General features: G+C 43.1%; 29 protein-coding genes and 2 pseudogenes. 11 read left to right on the top strand and 20 right to left on the bottom strand.

The window, feature by feature from the left end:
- Positions 1-672, top strand: a complete 672-nt coding sequence (locus RS881_RS12145) for an ATP-binding protein (RefSeq protein WP_315821314.1) — start codon at positions 1-3, stop codon at positions 670-672.
- Positions 673-754: 82 nt separating this feature from the next.
- Here the strand turns inward: RS881_RS12145 and RS881_RS12140 are convergent, their stop codons facing one another.
- The 8 genes from RS881_RS12140 to RS881_RS12105 form a co-directional block, all read right to left on the bottom strand.
- Entirely contained in the window at positions 755-1,198 is a 444-nt protein-coding gene (locus tag RS881_RS12140) for a hypothetical protein (protein WP_315821313.1), read from the bottom strand.
- A 96-nt stretch (positions 1,199-1,294) separates the two neighbouring features.
- Positions 1,295-2,098 (bottom strand): phosphatase PAP2 family protein, encoded by an 804-nt coding sequence (locus RS881_RS12135; RefSeq protein WP_315821312.1) that lies wholly within the window; start codon positions 2,096-2,098, stop codon positions 1,295-1,297.
- A 126-nt stretch (positions 2,099-2,224) separates the two neighbouring features.
- Positions 2,225-3,139: a sensor histidine kinase gene (locus RS881_RS12130; RefSeq protein WP_315821311.1), complete on the bottom strand. Its 915-nt coding sequence runs from the start codon at positions 3,137-3,139 to the stop codon at positions 2,225-2,227.
- A gap of 2 nt (positions 3,140-3,141) precedes the next feature.
- Complete coding sequence (locus RS881_RS12125) at positions 3,142-3,399, bottom strand: hypothetical protein (RefSeq protein WP_315821310.1); 258 nt, start codon at positions 3,397-3,399, stop codon at positions 3,142-3,144.
- 110 nt (positions 3,400-3,509) lie between these two features.
- Positions 3,510-4,175: a response regulator transcription factor gene (locus tag RS881_RS12120; protein ID WP_315821309.1), complete on the bottom strand. Its 666-nt coding sequence runs from the start codon at positions 4,173-4,175 to the stop codon at positions 3,510-3,512.
- A 45-nt stretch (positions 4,176-4,220) separates the two neighbouring features.
- Positions 4,221-4,751 (bottom strand): LTA synthase family protein, encoded by a 531-nt coding sequence (locus tag RS881_RS12115; RefSeq protein ID WP_315821308.1) that lies wholly within the window; start codon positions 4,749-4,751, stop codon positions 4,221-4,223.
- 35 nt (positions 4,752-4,786) lie between these two features.
- Positions 4,787-5,008 carry a hypothetical protein gene (locus RS881_RS12110; RefSeq protein ID WP_315821307.1) on the bottom strand — a complete coding sequence of 74 codons (222 nt, stop codon included), beginning with the start codon at positions 5,006-5,008 and terminating at the stop codon, positions 4,787-4,789.
- On the bottom strand, positions 5,005-6,318 hold the full coding sequence (locus RS881_RS12105) for an LTA synthase family protein (protein ID WP_315821306.1): 1,314 nt from the start codon (positions 6,316-6,318) through the stop codon (positions 5,005-5,007). Before RS881_RS12105 ends, RS881_RS12110 begins: the two co-directional genes overlap by 4 nt.
- A gap of 385 nt (positions 6,319-6,703) precedes the next feature.
- Between RS881_RS12105 and RS881_RS12100 the strand changes: the two genes are divergently transcribed.
- From RS881_RS12100 to RS881_RS12075, 5 genes and pseudogenes are all read left to right on the top strand, one after another.
- Positions 6,704-7,117, top strand: coding sequence for an EamA family transporter (locus RS881_RS12100; RefSeq protein WP_315821305.1), 414 nt, complete (start codon positions 6,704-6,706; stop codon positions 7,115-7,117).
- A gap of 4 nt (positions 7,118-7,121) precedes the next feature.
- Positions 7,122-7,396, top strand: a pseudogene (locus RS881_RS59340) (response regulator transcription factor); the annotation flags it as partial.
- 209 nt (positions 7,397-7,605) lie between these two features.
- On the top strand, positions 7,606-7,905 hold the full coding sequence (locus RS881_RS12085) for a winged helix-turn-helix domain-containing protein (protein ID WP_315821304.1): 300 nt from the start codon (positions 7,606-7,608) through the stop codon (positions 7,903-7,905).
- The gene (locus tag RS881_RS12080) at positions 7,902-8,093 is read left to right on the top strand and encodes a hypothetical protein (RefSeq protein ID WP_315821303.1); all 192 of its coding nucleotides are present in this window, start codon (positions 7,902-7,904) and stop codon (positions 8,091-8,093) included. Before RS881_RS12085 ends, RS881_RS12080 begins: the two co-directional genes overlap by 4 nt.
- 34 nt (positions 8,094-8,127) lie before the next feature.
- Complete coding sequence (locus RS881_RS12075; RefSeq protein ID WP_315821302.1) at positions 8,128-9,093, top strand: sensor histidine kinase; 966 nt, start codon at positions 8,128-8,130, stop codon at positions 9,091-9,093.
- Here the strand turns inward: RS881_RS12075 and RS881_RS12070 are convergent.
- From RS881_RS12070 to RS881_RS12060, 3 genes and pseudogenes are all read right to left on the bottom strand, one after another.
- On the bottom strand, positions 9,053-9,379 hold the full coding sequence (locus tag RS881_RS12070; protein WP_315821301.1) for a YegP family protein: 327 nt from the start codon (positions 9,377-9,379) through the stop codon (positions 9,053-9,055). The two genes, RS881_RS12075 and RS881_RS12070, sit on opposite strands and share 41 nt — an antisense overlap.
- A gap of 408 nt (positions 9,380-9,787) precedes the next feature.
- Positions 9,788-9,961: a hypothetical protein gene (locus RS881_RS12065; RefSeq protein ID WP_315821300.1), complete on the bottom strand. Its 174-nt coding sequence runs from the start codon at positions 9,959-9,961 to the stop codon at positions 9,788-9,790.
- Positions 9,962-10,072: 111 nt separating this feature from the next.
- A pseudogene (locus tag RS881_RS12060) lies at positions 10,073-10,563 on the bottom strand (DUF1877 family protein).
- Positions 10,564-10,778: 215 nt separating this feature from the next.
- On the opposite strand from RS881_RS12060, the gene RS881_RS12055 reads away from it, so the two are divergent.
- Positions 10,779-11,129: a hypothetical protein gene (locus tag RS881_RS12055; RefSeq protein WP_315821299.1), complete on the top strand. Its 351-nt coding sequence runs from the start codon at positions 10,779-10,781 to the stop codon at positions 11,127-11,129.
- Between the two features lie 10 nt (positions 11,130-11,139).
- Positions 11,140-11,355, top strand: coding sequence for a hypothetical protein (locus tag RS881_RS12050; RefSeq protein ID WP_315821298.1), 216 nt, complete (start codon positions 11,140-11,142; stop codon positions 11,353-11,355).
- A 14-nt stretch (positions 11,356-11,369) separates the two neighbouring features.
- Here the strand turns inward: RS881_RS12050 and RS881_RS12045 are convergent, their stop codons facing one another.
- From RS881_RS12045 to RS881_RS12020, 6 genes are all read right to left on the bottom strand, one after another.
- Complete coding sequence (locus tag RS881_RS12045; RefSeq protein ID WP_315821297.1) at positions 11,370-11,675, bottom strand: hypothetical protein; 306 nt, start codon at positions 11,673-11,675, stop codon at positions 11,370-11,372.
- A 100-nt stretch (positions 11,676-11,775) separates the two neighbouring features.
- A complete protein-coding gene (locus tag RS881_RS12040; RefSeq protein ID WP_527250426.1) occupies positions 11,776-12,012 on the bottom strand; it encodes a hypothetical protein in 237 nt (78 codons plus the stop codon).
- Between the two features lie 73 nt (positions 12,013-12,085).
- Positions 12,086-12,772 carry a sigma factor-like helix-turn-helix DNA-binding protein gene (locus RS881_RS12035; RefSeq protein ID WP_315821295.1) on the bottom strand — a complete coding sequence of 229 codons (687 nt, stop codon included), beginning with the start codon at positions 12,770-12,772 and terminating at the stop codon, positions 12,086-12,088.
- Positions 12,769-12,927, bottom strand: coding sequence for a sigma factor (locus RS881_RS12030; protein WP_315824448.1), 159 nt, complete (start codon positions 12,925-12,927; stop codon positions 12,769-12,771). Before RS881_RS12030 ends, RS881_RS12035 begins: the two co-directional genes overlap by 4 nt.
- A gap of 67 nt (positions 12,928-12,994) precedes the next feature.
- Positions 12,995-13,423, bottom strand: a complete 429-nt coding sequence (locus RS881_RS12025) for a hypothetical protein (protein ID WP_315821294.1) — start codon at positions 13,421-13,423, stop codon at positions 12,995-12,997.
- A 122-nt stretch (positions 13,424-13,545) separates the two neighbouring features.
- Positions 13,546-13,683: a hypothetical protein gene (locus RS881_RS12020; RefSeq protein WP_315821293.1), complete on the bottom strand. Its 138-nt coding sequence runs from the start codon at positions 13,681-13,683 to the stop codon at positions 13,546-13,548.
- Positions 13,684-14,954: 1,271 nt separating this feature from the next.
- Here RS881_RS12020 and RS881_RS12015 point away from each other — a divergent pair.
- Entirely contained in the window at positions 14,955-15,473 is a 519-nt protein-coding gene (locus RS881_RS12015; RefSeq protein WP_315821292.1) for a hypothetical protein, read from the top strand.
- A gap of 3 nt (positions 15,474-15,476) precedes the next feature.
- Here RS881_RS12015 and RS881_RS12010 read toward each other — a convergent pair whose 3' ends face one another.
- Positions 15,477-15,635, bottom strand: coding sequence for a helix-turn-helix domain-containing protein (locus tag RS881_RS12010; protein ID WP_315821291.1), 159 nt, complete (start codon positions 15,633-15,635; stop codon positions 15,477-15,479).
- Between the two features lie 360 nt (positions 15,636-15,995).
- On the opposite strand from RS881_RS12010, the gene RS881_RS12005 reads away from it, so the two are divergent.
- Positions 15,996-16,289, top strand: coding sequence for a hypothetical protein (locus RS881_RS12005; protein ID WP_315821290.1), 294 nt, complete (start codon positions 15,996-15,998; stop codon positions 16,287-16,289).
- Positions 16,290-16,485: 196 nt separating this feature from the next.
- On the opposite strand, the gene RS881_RS12000 is transcribed toward RS881_RS12005, so the two are convergent.
- Together RS881_RS12000 and RS881_RS11995 are read right to left on the bottom strand one after the other, a co-directional pair.
- Positions 16,486-16,794, bottom strand: a complete 309-nt coding sequence (locus RS881_RS12000) for a PIN domain-containing protein (protein ID WP_315821289.1) — start codon at positions 16,792-16,794, stop codon at positions 16,486-16,488.
- 63 nt (positions 16,795-16,857) lie between these two features.
- Complete coding sequence (locus tag RS881_RS11995) at positions 16,858-17,085, bottom strand: hypothetical protein (protein ID WP_315821288.1); 228 nt, start codon at positions 17,083-17,085, stop codon at positions 16,858-16,860.
- 492 nt (positions 17,086-17,577) lie between these two features.
- On the opposite strand from RS881_RS11995, the gene RS881_RS11990 reads away from it, so the two are divergent.
- Positions 17,578-18,051, top strand: coding sequence for a hypothetical protein (locus RS881_RS11990; protein WP_315821287.1), 474 nt, complete (start codon positions 17,578-17,580; stop codon positions 18,049-18,051).
- The last annotated feature ends 275 nt before the right edge of the window (positions 18,052-18,326 follow it).

The raw sequence follows: 18,326 nt of genomic DNA, 5'->3' as shown, positions 1-18,326 counted from the left end.
TTGGAAAAGTGCGTACACCTGCATCCCGAAGCCGTGGTATTGCTGGAAGAACAATACCGCATGCATGAAATGATCATGGGTTACTCTTCCGGTGTATTTTATGGCAACCGGTTAAAGGCCCATGCTTCCGTAGCCAGCCATGTATTGTTTGATGCCGATAAGCCACTGGCCTTTATAGATACCGCCGGTTGTGGTTTTGACGAAAAGCAGGATGGCACCAGTACCACCAATCCGGAGGAAGCTGCCTTCCTGTTCAAACACCTGACCCAACTGGTAACCGGCCTCGCAGCCCATTACCAGCCCGGCAGCTTTCCTACCATTGCCGTGATCTCGCCTTACAAACAACAGGTGGAACTATTAAAAGAACAGCTATTGCATTCCCCTGCCCTACAAGTGTACAATGGCAAGATATCTGTCAACACCATCGACAGTTTCCAGGGGCAGGAACGGGATATTGTGTATATAGGTATGACGCGCAGCAATACCGAAAACAAGATCGGCTTCCTGTCCGATATACGGCGCATGAATGTGGCTATGACCAGGGCCCGCAAAAAACTGGTAGTGATTGGCGATAGCGGCACCCTCTCTCAATTGCCCTTTTATGCCGGTTTTATTACCTATGCCGAACAACGCGATGCATGGCAAAGCGCCTGGGAGTTTGTGGATGCCTAGCCGGCATACACAAAAAGCCGGTAGCGCCTAATGCTACCGGCTGTAATGAGGCAGATAACCTGCCTTACCTGCATGGACCTGTTTAATCTTTCTCGTCAACTTCTTTCTCTTCCTTTATAAACTTGCCCGTGTTATCAAAAACCAACGTAGTTTCTTTGATCTCAATTTCATAGATCACCGAGCCATCGGCCCTCGTGGTTTTAGCGGGATCTTTAATAGCAGCACCTTTATGATGCTGTTTCACATAATCGCCCACCCCTTTAGGTAATTCAGCGACAGTGATCTCCACTTCCGTTTCTTTCAGGGCGCCCTTTAGGTCGTAAATCGCTGACATTTTTTTACCCTCTTTTTTAAACTCAGCTTCATAATCGCCTTCTTCCTTATACCATTTAACGCCTGAGATGCCTGGCCACGCTTTTTCAAAAGCTGCTTTTGCTGCGGCAGGGGGCGTCACAGGTTTTCCTTCCTGCGCCAGCACACTCATTGTGAAGCCTGTTGCCAATAACAATACCATGTAATGTTTCATCGATGATAATTTTATGAAAGAATAAAACAAACCTATACGACGATCCTGTTGAAATGCTGTAGTATACCAGGAGGCCAGCCTTATTAACAAAAAGTTTTAAAACCTGCGCACCATGCATAAACCGATGGCGCCTTGCTGATAAAAAGGAGCTACTACGGTAGCTGTTTTCTTATCCTTCACAAAGATCCTTTTCACAGTGGGATACAGGCAATAGGCCAGGTCGGTAGAGAGAATGCCAATACCTGCACCCGCTACCACATCGCTAAACCAGTGTTTGTTGTTGTACATGCGCAGGTAGCCGGTAGTGGCCGCAGCAGCATAACCTGCAATGCCATACCAAGGTGACACTTTCCAATATTCCTTTCTCAGAAATTCGGCTGCGGCAAAAGCTGTGGCCGTATGGCCAGAGGGAAAGGAGGATCTGTCCGATTCATCGGGGCGCCATTGCTTGCTCATGCTTTTGGTAGCATATACCGTCGAAGCCATGATAGCCGTAGATAGACCATAAATTATGGTACGATCCCTGAAATTATGTTCCCCTTTAATACCCAAAGCATTTAAGCCATATACAGCAACTGCAGGCGCCCATTGTAAATAGTTGTCGATTTGTATTTGCCGGTGCGGTTTGTCGTCCCATATCTCTTCCCGGATGCCCTCATTGATCGATTTCAGTCCATCGTTCTCCATGGAGGTAATGCCATAGGTAATAAGCGTAGCGGGAATAATAAGCATGCTTACCGGAAAAGTTTTTTTAACAGGGGCTATTATCCTGGCTGTAACTGCAGGCAGGGAATCACTCAAAGGCAACCTTGCTGAAAGGGTACTGTCTACAGATTGCCCCAGGGTATTCCTTGCCATCAACAGCAACAAGGGAACAAAACGCACAAATAACTTAACCATTATTAGTTGTTTTAAGAATAAGCAAATACGCCAAACAATGAATGATTAATCAGGGAAAACAATTTGAGCAGTTTAAAAGTACAGAGTGATTCTGGAGGAAATCTAAAGAACAGGAATAGGTTTGGCTTACCCATTGGATTCAAACAATAGGGCAAATACATGTTTCCCGCCAGTATATTGGTATTTAATAGTATACCCCGATACATCACAGATCTGTTTGATGAGGGACAACCCCAAACCATTACTGTCGAAAGAGGAGACAGGCTTATAAAAGCGGGTAAATAACTGATCCTGTTGCAGGGCTTCCCGCCTGCCTGTATTACTCACCTGCAACTGTTGCCCATCCAAAACTATATCCAGGGTACCCTTCGTATCGTTGTGCCTGAATGCATTACCCAACAGGTTATTGAGCAGCACATCAGCCAGTTCAGGGCTCATGGTAAGCTTCAGCGGCTGCAGGTGCGTAGTTATCGTCAATTGTTTCCCTTCCCATAGCTCACTAAAATGCACCAGTTTTTCTTCCAGTTTGGCAGTCAGGTCCACCGGGCAGGTATTGGCAAATTGCTGGTTTTCAATTTTCGCCAGCAGTAATAAAGACCTATTGAGTTTCGACAATCTTTCCAGTGACCTATCCGCCCCCTGTACCGCCTTACTCTGCTGTTCTGATAAATGCTCATCCTGCACCAGTATGTCTAATTGTGAGCGGATGATGGCCAGTGGTGTTTGTAATTCGTGGGCGGCATTTTCTGTCCATTCTTTCAGTAACAGGTAATCCTGTTGCACCTTCCCTGTCACCTTCGTCAGGATATTGTTCATCAGCGCAAACTCATCTATTGCCGTGGCAGAAAAATGAACAGGTTCTTTTTGCCCCAGCTTAAAACCAGCCATGGTACCCAGGGACTTATAAAAGGGTTTCCAAAGATTGCGGAGTACCACCCGGTTGATGAACATGGTCGACAATAGAATGAGAAAGATGGTAATAACGGTAATAATGATGATCGAACGGATAATATCGTCCGTTTCTTCCAGGGATTTACGCACAGTTACTTCCTGCCATTTCCCCAGTACAGGGATGCTGAAAATAAACTGCCGGAAGGCTTCTTTTCATGATCGCCCAAATCAGTAGCCTGTACCGTGCTAAGCCTTTCTCCAATCTGGGTATCCACATGCCGGTAAGTTATTTGCAGATCGTGTACCGGTATTATTTCAGGAAGTTTGTTGTATTTGCGGGTATAGCTGGCAATTTCCTGTTGTTCAATATGGAGGCTTTCATCGAGTTGTTCTATTAATACAAATTGCAAGAAAAATAAAAAGCCAGGCTGGCCAGCAGAAATACCAGGATGGTGGCCAGGAGGGTAATACGGTTGTATTGACTGATTAATTTCATGGAGGCCTTATTGCCTGCTTTGGGTTAATTTATATCCCATACCATATACTGATCTGATGTAATCAGGGCAACCGGCCTGCAGCAGTTTTTGCGCAGGTTCTTGATATGCGTATAAATAAAATCAAAGCTTTCGGCCATGTCCATATCATCACCCCATAAGTGAGCGGCAATGGCTTGTTTACTAATAACCCTGTTCTTATTGCTGATAAAATACAAGAGCAGGTCATATTCCTTGCGGGTAAGGTCGATTATTATATCCCTTACGCTGGCTGTTTTTTCGGCGAGGTCCAACTGCAGTTCATCGAACTGTACTATATTATTGCCATTATAGGTTTTACGCCTGATGATGGCAAATACCCTGGCGCCCAGTTCGGGTAAATGAAAAGGCTTGGTAAGGTAATCATCGGCGCCTGCGTTCAACCCCTCCACTTTATCGTCGAGAGAGTTTTTGGCAGAAATGATCAGTACCCCGTCTGATTTATTGGCCGCTTTTAATTGTTGCAACAGGTAAAGTCCACAACCACCCGGTAGTGTAATATCCAGCACAATACAGGTATAATCGTACAAGGCTATTTTATCCAGTGCTGTATCAAAGTTGGGGGCTATCTCGCATACAAAACTTTCATTACCCAGGTAAGTTTTAATACTGGCCGCCAGGGATGGTTCATCCTCCACAATCAATACTTTCATGATACCTGGTTTGGGTTGGGATTGACCGGTAAATGCCTGCCAGCATTACGGGTAGGGATTACTCTCCCTGTTTTTTATTTTTAACAACCAGCTCGTACACTGATAATAAGCGATGGCCTGATTTACCAGGCTGTCATTAAGGCTGATAGCTCCGGCATTACCGGTTTCAAAGTCGGGCTTGAATTGACGTACCGTTTTAACCGGCGATTGTATCACCAGTTTGCCGTCCCGCAAATAACCCAGTCCCTGGTAAGTACTGATAAATGCCCGTTGCTTTTCAACAGGCGTATTCAGTGCATCCAGCCCAAAGAACTTCGACCGGTACTGGAAATTCAGCATACCCAGTATGGTGGGCGCCACATCAATTTGAGCCGTTAAGCCCTCAACAATCCGGGGCTGCAATATTTTGGGAGCATAAATAAGCATGGGGATATGATAACCCGTTACAGGCAACTCTACACTGCCCGCACTGCCGGCGCAATGGTCGGCAACGATAACAAATACCGTACTATCAAACCAGGGTTTGGCAGCCGCTTCCTTCAGAAACTTGTTGATCGCATAGTCCGTATACTTCACCGCCCCTTCCCTTGATTGCGTGGAAGGAGGTATATCTATCCGGCCATCGGGATAAGTATAGGGCCGGTGATTGAAACCGTCATTACCTGCGTAAAGAAGGGTTTCCGACTGGCAGCATTGGAATCAAGCGTATGCAGGGCCAGCGTAAACAGGTCTTCATCAGCTACTCCCCAGATATTCTGGTAATGCACATCTTCCGGTTTAATGGCACTGCGGTCAATCACCGCATACCCATTGTTGCCAAAGAAGGCCTTCATATTGTCAAAATAGCTATACCCCCATAAATGTATTGCGTGGTATACCCCTTGGAGCGCAATACACTACCCAGCGAAAACATACCGCCATTGTCGGGCCTTTTTACAATACTTTGTCCCGGCGTGGGAGGTATCGACAGCGATAAGGCCTCCAGCCCGCGCACCGTGCGGGTACCTGAAGCGTATAAATTCGTAAAAAACAAACTATGCCTGGCAAGCGAATCAAGATAGGGCGTAATGTTTTTGGTACTGCCAAAGGCCTGCATAAAATCGGCACTGAAACTTTCCACACTGATCAATACCACATTGAGCTTTCTTTCGGCGCCCGTGGGCAAAATATCCCGCTCTATACTGTAAGGGTCATTACCTGCAAACCGCGTATTGGGCATTTGCAACTGCTGCTTCACCAGGGCAAAAGCCGTTGTATCCGGAAGCGTTTGGTAAAACTTATAGAAGTCCAGCTCATTTTGTGTGAAGGCGAGGGCAAATTCATAGAGGCCATTGCCTGCCATGGAATTGGCATACTCATTTTTACTAAAGTGACGCCATTTTTCAGTCATACCAACATATACCAGCGCAGGTACCGCCAAAAGACATACCGCCAGCAGCGTACGGCCTGCAAAAGAAAGCGGCTGACTAACACTGTTGCGGATCAGGCGCCGGCTCATAAAAGCCAGGGCAATAGCAGTGACGATCAATACCGTCATGATCAAGGCGATGGGATACGACTCAGTAATATTGCCCAATACCTCCGTAGTATATACCAGGTAATCGACAGCAATGAAATTATAACGGGTAGAGAATTCCTGCCAGAAGAAAAACTCACTCACCGCATTCAACAACAATAAAAAGATCACCAATACAAAACCAAAGTATAATACACCGGTACGCCAGCGTTGGCGAACACCAAGCGGCATAAAGAACAGGAAGAGATAAACCCCAAAGCGGAAAATAATATAGCCTATAAGGGCCGTGAATAAAGGAGGACTAAAATCCTTGGGTATAATATTGGTAAACAGCAGCAAGGCCAGCAGGGCTATAAAAACACCGCTCACCACCGGCAACATGCCTTTGCGGTAAATAAATTCATTCTGCAGCCAAAGGTGCAATACGAAGGGGATGATAACAAAGGAAACAATAGCCAGGTCATACACAAAGCCAATAAAGAACAATCCGGCAAACTGACCAATGGTAATGCCTGCTGAGCTGGTGATCAATAAAAGCGCTATCCGGGTAAGCACAGAAAGGATGAGGTATAAGCCAATGATCACCCAAATAAATGCAAACCTGTTACGAGTTATCCTGTTGTACATTCAAGCAATTTTAGAAGCAGTTTCTGTTGGGGTTAAAGCAAACGTAAATTCCAAATCTGTAGGAATTTTAAAGAAAACGGCTAATTGCGGGTATCCCCTACCCCAGGCTTCCACTAAATTTTATTGTATGGAGAAGAAAATAAAGAGGAACCACTGCCTTGGCCTGCCGGCAGCAAGGTGTGCTGCTGGCTGATTCAGCTTGTTAAAGCACAGTTAACAACCACCCACTGGTCAGTTACTCAACCCAATAAACCCGTTTAGCGCATCCGGCACCAGGATAATTAGCCAGCCAGGCAGCTCCTATCCCGCACCTGCCTGCAGCTTAGCCAGGCCCCATTATTCATTCCTTCAACTTAACTTTAGAATTCACCAGTTCATTTGTGTTATGTGGAAATACTATGCCTTATTATCAGCCGTTTTTGCCGGCCTCACCGCCATCCTGGCCAAAATGGGCTTGAAGGGCATCAGCGGCAACCTGGCCACTGCCATCCGTACGGTCGTCATTGTATTTATTTCCTGGGCCATTGTACTGGCCGCCGGTCAGTTGAAGGATGTAAAGAGCCTGACACGTAATAACTTACTATTTTTGATACTCAGTGGCATCGCTACCGGCCTTTCCTGGATCTTTTATTTCAAAGCCCTGGAAACCGGCCCCGTATCGAAAGTGGCGCCTATCGACAAATTGAGTGTGCCCATCGCCATTGGCTTATCGGTATTGCTGTTGAAGGAACAGCTAGATTGGAAAACCGTTACCGGCGCCCTGCTCATTGTGGCAGGAAGCATCATCCTAATACGCTAAGCCCATGAAATTATTATTGGTAGAAGACGAACCACTATTGCTGGATGAAATGGACAACTACCTCACCGAGCAGGGATACCGTTGCGAGAAGGCAACCACCTTTGAGGAAGGTGAAGACAAAATAAGTCTGCATGAGTATGATGCCATTGTATTGGATATTACCCTGCCTGGCGGCAATGGGCTGAAGTTGCTGGAGCTGCTGAAAAGCAACAGAAAGAAGCCGGCGTACTCATCGTTTCCGCAAAAGACTCACTCACCGATAAACTCACCGGCCTCGAACTGGGGGCCGACGATTATATCACCAAACCCTTTCACCTGGAAGAACTCAATGCACGGGTCAATGCCCTGCTACGCAGAAAATCATTCAGCGGGCGCAACCATATTTTGATCGACGACCTGGTAGTGGATACCGTAGCCCAGGAAGTGCGTTGGAAAGACGATATCATTGCCCTTACCAAAAAGAATATGAACTGCTACTCTACTTTATTGTGAACAAAAACCGTGTGGTGAGCAAACAGTCCATTGCCGAACATTTGTGGGGCGATCATTATGATATGGTCGATAATTATGATACCGTATACGTGCATACCATGAACCTGCGTAAAAGATCACCACCTATACCGGTACCGACTATATTAAAACCGTGTATGGAATGGGTTATAAATTCATGTTGCCATGAAACTGCTGCACCGCACTACCCGCGATTTTTATCCGCCACCATTATCATACTACTGATCACTGGGGTTGGCATGTACCAATTGCTCCAAAAGAGGTTACCGATGAAATGAATGAGCAGTTGACATTTCAGGCAGCCCTCGTAGCCGATCAATTGGCCACCAGCCAGGCCCCGGCTACCCTTTTGCCCAAATTACCCCCACCACCGACCCCGTTAATACCAGTCCCATCTATGGCGATACCCTGCTTTATGACAGGGTACAGCATCAGAAAGAAGATTACCATTACCTCGATATCGTAAAGCAGGTTGGGGTGCCAACTACCATATTAAAGTCATGACCGCCTATATTGGCTGGGGCAATTATTACAAGACCATCTTTTACCTGTTGCTGGCCGCCATTTTATTGCTGGCAGCATCCGGTGTACTGATCAATTATTTCTCCAACAAAAAGATATGGACCCCTTTCTTCCTCAACCTGGAAAACCTGAAAAAGTATACCGTCAGCTCTCCTACCCCACTACAACTACAAAGCTCTCCCATCACCGAATTTAAAGAACTGCAGGCAGCCTTAAAAGACCTCACCGATCGCAGTCACCGTGAGTACATGGCCCTGCGCGAGTTTACAGAAAATGCCTCCCATGAGATCCAAACACCCTTGGGCATCATACAATCCAAACTCGATCGTTTAAGTCAACTGGAAATAAATGAAGAAATGGCCAGGTATATTGTAGAAGCCAGAAGTGGTGTGGAACGCCTCACCAAAATGAATAAGAGTTTGCTGCTGCTGGCCAAGCTCGACAATAAGGCCTTTGAAACCAAACAGGCCATCAACTTTCAGGAGGTGTTGCAGCAACAACTCCAAACCATGGAAGACCTGTTTGCAGCCAAGCACATCAATATTACTACCCGCCTGGTGCAGGCTACCCTGGTGAGCGATCCTTATTTGTGTGACGTATTGCTATCGAACTTATTTTCCAATGCCCTTCGTTATACCGAACAGGGCGGCACGGTCAATATCACCTTATGGCCCCATCAACTCATTATCGCCAATACCGGCGAGCCGCTTGATTTCCCGGCCGAACTATTGTTTGAGCGCTTCAGGAAAAGTTCTAAAAATATACAATCCACCGGCCTTGGATTGGCCATTGTGCAGCAGGTATGCCTACTCAACGGCTGGGAGATCAATTACCACTACCAGGAAGACATGCACGTATTTACCATGGCGTTTTTACACCCTCTTTTGGTATATAATGTAAAAATCAAATGCCATCTACAGGGGCAGTTGGTGCATTCATTTTAACTGCATAAATACCAGAATCCCGACCTGCAATAGTTTCATACATTTCACTTACTCCAATTATTTGGCTATTTACCGCGGCCAGGTTAAAGTAATATTTGCCATTACTCGCAGTCTTTTTAATGAACCTACTTTCTTCCTGAGAATTCGTTCGAACGGATTCAATTCCGTTGTTACAATTAGCCTTTGACGAATAACCCTCACTTACTAGAATTGTTTCGCCATTATTCGCCGTTAACTTGAAACGAAACTCTCCATTCTTATCCTTCGATATTATAAACTTACCCATATTTAAACTCTTTAAGGTGTCTTTAAATTTACTTCTGCTACAAAACCCTCAATAGCTTTTTTCCATTTCAATACTTGGCTATAGCTTATCGATTTATATCTATGATTACCGCTGCCAGCATTATCATTTCGATCAGCTTGGTGAACTATGTGATGCCTTCGTTGTATCATAGGGTCTAACTCAGTAAAACATTGCCTAATATCTGGCGAAATTGTACAATTTATCTGAGTTAATCTCGTAGCTAAATCCTTTGCATTATTAAAACTAACAGTATCTAAATGCTGCTTCACAGAAATAGTCAATAGCTCCATAATAGTCTTATTCCTGTCGGAGTGTAACTCACCAAAATCGAACTTAAAATTCCTGGAATCACCACCAATTAATGGCACTTTACTTAGAACATCAGGTTCATCCGTTCAGCGGGCATTCCTTTTGAACTTGCACAATGAAAGGGAATTTGCTCTTATCGTCAATACCAATATTGGCGCCCATCCCGCCGGACATTGTTTGTGCAGTCCCCATTTGCCAACACAACAATAAGGCAACAATTGTCAACACAGATTGCTTGATCAGCTTTTGCATATAACGTATGTTTTTAAATACAAGATTCAACGTTGTAAAACCTACGTAAATATGCATTAGCCAGATGCAATTCAAGCTGGTGTTTTGCCCCAATTATTGAGGGGCATTCCCCTAATTGATGAAGGTAATGATCGCTTCGCCATTTTTACTGGCTTCAGCATATACTTCTTTGACAATTTTAAAATGTTCCAATAAATAATCCACCGCATCCGCTTCATCCCATATCGTGGGATAAATGTCAAGCTCCGTCATTTTTTTACATCATATTTACTACTTAGATCGGCAGCAGTGATAGGAGCAATTTCTGCATGTACTTCTTTTACCTGGCGTGGTGTTAAGTAGTGACCCGGTCCATAACCCAGGTCCTGTTCTTCATCAATGATCTGTCCACTAAATAGTACCCTGGCAAGCGGATGATCCAATTCATCCAGGTTTTGCCCCGTCAGCAGAAACAAAATACCGCTCCAGGCTTTGTCGATGTCTGTCAGGCCGGGGTCTCCTTCTTCGGATGCATCTTCATAGATCCTGTTTTCCAATAGCGAACTGTTTTCCAAATACCTTTCCAACGCTGCATTGGAAACCCGAAGCAAATTGCCGACCATGCCCATGATAACTATCTTTTACTGATTGATTTAGCCATTACAGTCACTACTAAAATGCCAAAGTACCAAGATATTACAAATCAACGACTTACTATTGTATTTCAGCCCTTTTACTGTCCGGTTTTGATACGTAAAGTGTACGATTTATTGGCTGTCCTTCGTCAATATGTTATGGTTATTTGTTGTATTTTAAATGCAAATTGAATAAGAGGAATATGAAACACGGAAAAAGAAGCAGGTTGCTTTCAAAAAAGACAGAAAAAAACAGCAAGAGCCACTACAGCGCCAAAGCACGATCAAGACAATTTATTGATCTAAGCGATTTTGAGGAAACTGCTGATCGTTCGTTCTTCCAAAACGTAGGGCAGACTGCTGCCAAAAATGCGGTGAACGAAAACAAGGCAATGCGCATTCCAATAACCTTCCTGCAAGATGGATGGATTGTAAGAAGAATGCCTACCGGAGATATTCAAAAGATCTTTGAAGTAGCGGCCAGCTACAAAACATTTAAAAGAAGAAGAATAGCCAAAGGAACCATACTGCATGCTAACAGATCTGCCTGCTAAAAGAATGCGTGTGTTCGCCGGCCCAAACGGATCAGGCAAAAGCACGATTATTAAAGAAATCGCCAAACAAGTAAGAACAGGCACCTACATTAATGCAGATGACATTGAGCAGGCCGGCAGAACCAATAAATTCATTAACCTCGGGAATTACAAGGTAACCTCCTCTACTGAAGAGTTTATTAATTATCTGAGTACTTCACCCATAATCAAAAGGCTTATTTACTAACTTTTCCTATCTCCCTAAAAGATACTATGCGAGGCGTCTACCAGTGCAAGGAACTCAATCTGCGGCTCCACTTCCAGTTCACTTGCATCCCTTTGTTGCTGGAACGATTTGAAAGAAGGAACATCCAACAATTGCTTTTGGATCGCTTCATGCTTGTATTGCGACAGGTGCACAAAGGTTTTACCATCGGCGCCGGCCAATACCGTATACCGGAAATCATTGCCCAGTACTTTGAAATCATTCAGGAACCCTTGAATATTCTCTTTGTTTTTAGCAGCAAAGTTTGCTTGTACCGTGTAAGTTACTTTTACAGTGATCATAATATTGAGTTGTGAATGGTGAATAATGAATGGTGAATAGTGAATCTTCCTGCCGGGCGGGATAGGTTTTGCTTCGATGTAGTTGTAAATCCTCTATGAATTAATTAAGCCACTTACGAAAAAGGCGATTATACAGCGGCAGCAGCCAATACGAGGTTAAGGGAACTGCCAATAGGGTAAGTACAAAAGTTCTCCCTACCAGGGGCAGTGGCGCCAGGTAGCCTTCCAGGAGGTACACCAAAATGGTGATTAGTGGAAAAATGGCCAGCCAGATGATAAACGTTCTTTTATGCTGTAGCTTCTTTTGCTGACTGGCAGATGTTGTAGTAGGTGTCATCACGGTTATTTTATATTCTAAAATGTATTGCTACAAATAAAACACCCGTGTGATCTGAAACGTGACGAGGACTTTAAGAAAAAGGAATATTTTTTAATTTTTCAGGATCCACCATCGAATAGATATGCTTGATCTTGCCACTACCTGGTTCTATATCAAATATTTGGCAGTTGATCAGCACCGCTTTGTCGTAAAATAAAAGTGCGGGCTGGTGGTTAACAAAGCTATGCCGGATGGTAAATTGTTGCTGGTATTGCTGGTATACGTACATGACAAGGCGGGCAGCAGCCTCAATACCTTCCGTCAATTCGCTGACGATCTTAATTTTTCCACCGCCATCGGTAGTAACCGCTACTTCCTGCGCCAATAATTTTTCCAGCGACTGCATATCTCCGCTTTTGATCACAGCTATATAATTTTCCAGGTAAGCCGGCGCATTGAGGGTAGTTTCCTCAATAGGTTTTACAGGATTGGCCAATTTGCTTTTTGCCCGGCTAAGTAGTTTGCGTGAGTTTTCGACAGTAATAGAAAGTGCGGCTGCAATATCCTCATGCGAATAATCATAGGCTTCTTTTAAAATAAAGGCAGCCCTTTCTTTGGGATTGAGGTGTTCCAGCAATACCATCATCGAATAAGAAATGAGCTCTTCCCGGTTGATGCCTGTATCTGCTTTTTCCGTGGCTACCGGTTCGGGCAGCCACAGGGGATCGCCGGCTATACGCTGCTTTTTCTTCCTGATATTGATCGATTGGTTGATCACCCCCGGATCAGGTAATTCTTTTCATCTGCAATATCCTGCCGGGCGCCTCCCAGGTATTTGACCATTACATCCTGAATGGCATCTTTGGCATCTTCTACCGAGCCAAGGATATTATAGGCATATGAAAATAAAGTACGCTGATAATCCTGCACCATCACAACTGTAGTTTTCCGTGAAAGACAAAGCTAGTCCGAAAAACGTGACCAACCCCACAACATTTTTTTACATGCCACTCACTTTCACCACGGCCATAGCTTTGGTAGTAGGTACATCCTTTGCCACACCCTTCACAGCTCCCGCCACACCTAGAAACAATATCCAGGGGGCCGAAGTAGATGGCATAGGCACCTCAAAATGGAAATGTTTCAAGTCATCATTAAAAGAAGTGACCGGCGCACGCAATACCACTTTCTTACAACGATCCTGTTTAAAGTCAGGAAACACCACCACCACACTCAGCTGGTAGCCTTCCAGGTATTCTTTCTTCCTCCACTGTGGATGTTGGTAAAGATCAATTGTCACCTGCATCTTTTTCCTTTGCGCGTTTGTTTCAACAGAAAATTGATTGTGCAATACCTTATCCAGCGAGTATTGCCGGCTGCATTCCAGCTTAATTAGCGAGGGTAAACTAAAACCTTTACCTTCTTTCAATTGTTTTCTAAATAGCGACAACAAGTCCGTCCAAAGGTTGCCATCTTTGTGTTCACTGCGAATGGCATCAAAGATCAGTTTGGCAGGTTTATTGCTGCTTAATAAGCGTTCTTTGCTTTTTATCAGTTCGAATTTAGTTTGGCGGGTTTAACAGTGCCGCGTTTTCGCCGGGCATGCCTTCCATACTTGATACTATCAACGATGGTGTAGTCATCAATCGTTCCTGCCAGCTTAATAAGAGAGGGTTTCACCTTTGCCATAAGACATCAGTTTTAAAAATGAAACAATAAGCGGGGATCACTATGCTAATATACGAAAATATATGATAAAATATGCTAATAAATATTGTACTTTTATATCCAAAACGGCCCATACTACAGCGTTTTTACAACGGGCTTACACCAACTTCACAGCGGCTTTATAGCGACCTTACAGCGATATTATAGCGACCTTATAGCGATATTCCTTCTGGTTACCTTCTCTTTTCCTCCTGGTCTCCTCCTCATTTACTCCTGATCAGGTCTATATCTACCCCTTATTACCATTATCCGACTTGTTCCATCCCTTCATGATCTCTATTACCAAGCCCTGGCATGGGGTAGCATTTTCACCTTCTGTCAAAAAAGACGCACTCGAAATTCATTTCTACAACTGCATGTACTATCTTGCAGCCACATTGGTCATAGATAACACCCCCTTTGTCCACAGATCAATGTCTCCTTTAGAGATAATACAAATACAATGGCAGGTTATTAACAGCCACCGTTGAGCGCATCGGGTATTCCATTAGTGATAAAAATTGTTAGTTAAAGTGCCGCAAGCTGGCAGCACCAACCATTGCAGCGTACTTACCCGCTATGATATGGCAAGGTATTGCCGTGCGCCGAGAAGGCATTGAAGAGGAATATAGGTAACATCAGGGAAGAAAAGACTTGGTAACAGGGAGGCGGGTAGCCTCTGTAATCGTTACCGGCTATAGAAATATGCCAATTGATCAATTCAAAAGCCCGGAGGCTTTCATAGGTTCCTCCAGGCTGTTACGGAACTGCTACATAGTATCCGTATTGCTATTGACATTATACACATGCTCCGCACGGGCATCGTATAATGCTGGGGAGTTGTCCAAGGACACGATGATGTGTTCCAACTACATGAAGCCGGTATGTTTACCGGCTTTTTTGCTGTGTATTGTTCAAAGCACTGCCGGGATGGCGGCGCTTTCCTTATTTCTTCGTAAGTTAGCCCTGCTGTAATACCAATAGGCTTAACCGCTCACCCAAAGGTGCAGAGGCTGGCCATTTTTGTATTTACCAGCATATTGGGCATGGTATAGCCAGCCCTGGCATATCAGTAAGGATGAGTCCTCCTTTGCTGCCATGCTCATTATTTGCTTTGGACAAGGGGTTGCCAGCAGGCTTATCGCCTCCCTGGAAACCGGTGAAACTGGAAAGGAACAGGGCAAATATAGGTCAAATATGACATAAAAAGGTGCTTTTCTGTAACATTTTGTAATTATTTTTAACCGCTTAGTTTGGAACCAGTTAACGAGCTTGATTATATACTTCAGTTTTTGGATGCCAATGGCGTTAATATGCACGAGGTAGCCAAGGAGCTTAATAAGGGGTATAACTATGTAAAGGCCCAGAAAACTCAGAAGGACCCAGGGCTGCAAAGCAAAAAATTACTACGAAATATCAAACTGAAGTTCGCTGAAAAATTAAAGAACCTCGCTTCTTACCCCAAGCCATATACACCCAACGAAACAAATCAAGAAGCCAATGAGGATGAACCTAATTATGCAAAATCATCAGAAATTGCCAACACTGGAGAGAAACCTAAAGAGAAAAACAATCACTTATTACACAGCATTAATAATAAACTACAAGTGATTATAGAAAATCAAAACAAACTAGATGCTAAGCAACAAGCACTCGCAAAATATGTAGCTAAAAAGGAATCTGGTGGTGATGAAACAAGAATGAAAGAAATACTTGATCAGATTGAACGAGATGCCATCGCAATTGAAGTTCCTCCTACGCCCGATAACTAAGAATTATTTACTCTTGGGGAGAGGCCCATCATAATTAAACAGCTCCATTATTTCTACCTCCAGGGCATCAGCCATCCGCGCTATAGTATAGAACTCCATATTGACCAATCCATTTTCAATTTTGCTGATCTTTCCATGATGCATTCCAGTAATAGATTGCAAATCTACTATAGTTAATTCTTTATGCTTGCGGATAGCGCGTATACGCTGCCCAGTTTTGACTAACTCATTTGTTAACTTTTCTGGCTCCATTGGATATGATGATATAAGTAGAAATAATTTAAAATAATATATATCTTATACGGTACATTGAAAAACTCTTCTTATATTTGAATATCACTTAATACTTACTGTAATGAATACTTCATAATAGTATGCCAAACATTGGCACAAGGCTTCTTTATGCTCAAACTTTAGGGCTGCGTATCCTGAAGGTCTGAATGGGTTTTCGCTGGTCACTCAATTATTCTTTTTTGATTAATAGCACTACACCATTATTCTTTCACTTCAAATATAACAATTATGAAAAAGGCAAACAAACAACTTGAAGTACAACACCAACTCCACAAGTTAACAAAGCAGGAACAGGAAAATCCAATATTGGTATTGGATGCATTCTTCGACAATTACCACCTGAAAGATGTACGGGAAGCACTGTGGAACTGGTTATCGGCCGGGCTTACCAGCAATAACAGTAATTTCCGGGATAGCCGGGAGCGCAGCAACCTGCTCTTTCTCTACGAACATTTAGAAAGCCTTACCGAAGCTGCCTGGATAATCCTGCAGCACAGGAAGGCGGCACAATCGAAAGATTAATCAACACTTACCGCTAAGAAACAACTCCCCATTTTATCCCCCTTTCCTTCTAAAACTGCTCCCTTACCACTTTATCCTTCGGCATACTTATCACATCAACACCCCAATAAGCTTATTCCTGCAGCATCAATACAAAAAACCTGCTACTTACGCAACAGGTATCCAACTATTCAATTTGTTATTTATTAGTAGGCACTTACAACAGTGAAATATTATCTACTTCAGAGAAATGACTATCCTTTGTATACAATGGTAGATTATACTGTAAAGCAGTTGCAGCAATCCAGATATCATTTTCCGGTATGGGCTTCCCTTTCTTCAATAAGGCAGCCTTTACTTTCGCACAAGCTTCTGCAGTAGCTTGATCAGCACTAAGCACTGTACACCGCAATAAAAATCCTTTTATCTGCTGAATATGTTTTTGTTCATTAGCTGATCGATAAGCGCCTAAATACAACTCAGCCAAAACTGCAGCAGGTATAAACACATTTTGTTGCTCATCCAAAAGGTTAGAATTTGCTGGTCCCCTTTGAACAAGTCTATTACTATGTTAGTGTCCAGTAGTACTTTATTTCCAGTCATCAGGATTTATTTGCTCAAAGCTTTCTTCTATTATACGTTTCATCTCATCCGCCTCTTCTGAAGACCAGATTCCCGAGAACTCTTTAAAGCTTTTACGCTCTACAGAATGAAGCTTACTTTTACTAATTACATTATCTACTTCATCCAATACCGCATCATTCTCAATTTTGAGAATTTCTTCAATCAAATGCAACTTTTTGGCCTCGCCGTACATAACTCGCTGGTTTATTGAACAAATCTACAAATTTTAATCCTTACCTGAAAGAGCAGGATCAAGCCAGGCATTTTACCCTCACTTATCATAAAATAGCCTGTCCCACATATACCAATTTAGGGCTTTCAAAAGGGTACTATTTCCCATTAATATCCAAATATTTACATGGCGAATCCCTCCTAAAACTGCTCCCTTACCACTTTATCCTTCGGCATACCAGGTTACAATACCCCTCATCAGGTAATCCCTACACTATCGAATGGACAACAGCTTTCCATCTAATTAAATTGAAAAAAATATTACGGTACTGCTTATAGCATTGTTATATACATTATTTTAATTATATTGCAGTTGTAATACTATGTCTAAAGCAAAAAAATACCACCTCAAATACCCAATCAGGAAGAAGTACAAAGTCAGTTAAAAGACTTTATTACCAAATACCGTGAGTCTATTACTACTAAAGCCGGCTCCCTTTTACATGGAGAGCAATTGCTGGAATTAGGAGCTAAAACTTCAGATATCCAGGAATTGGAGCAGCTATTCTTTAACCCCATACAAGGCTTAGTAAACGCAAGGAAAAAGATCGACAATAATTTATTCCAAATCACTGATAAGATGATTTGCTTTTTTATCAAAAGAGCAATAAATGATGAGGTGATTTCATCCGCTTTCAAAAAAGTAAAAGAAGGAGAACCCTTACTTTATGGTATAACCCTTGTTGAAGATACATTTTCCAATAGAGAATTAGTACTTGGTTTTCTTACTTTTTACTCATCGTTAGAGCTATCAGAAAAGATTCCTGTCCATTTTCAATTTGTACCACAAGCTTTAAGATCATCATTTAAAAAGTACAAACCGTTGTTTAGCCTATGGACGAATTCGTTATGCATGCAAATCACAATGATGTTTTTCACACCTCGATTTGCAAAAACTTTCCCGATACGTATTATGATTGGAAATTAACTTGTTTATTTTATGTTGCCATCCATTACCTGAAAGCCCTGGCTAAAAAAAGGAAAAAGATATTGGACAATCGCACTTTGAAATAAATAACAACATTAAATCAGGCAGGCACCGGCCTGCAATGCCAATCACCGATACTGCTTTTAATAATTATATGAACCTATTTCATTACAGCCAATCAGCAAGGTATGATGGAATTGAGGACATTAAAGTTTTCACCGCGTTAAAAGGGGAGACTACCAACACGCTTTAAAGTGTTTTGGCGACTTTCAAAA

The organism is Paraflavitalea speifideaquila (assembly GCF_032395985.1).
GTDB classification, from domain to species: Bacteria; Bacteroidota; Bacteroidia; order Chitinophagales; family Chitinophagaceae; genus Paraflavitalea; species Paraflavitalea speifideaquila.
Note: the sequence above shows the minus strand (reverse complement) of the source record. Positions and strands in the feature narration are given on the sequence as shown.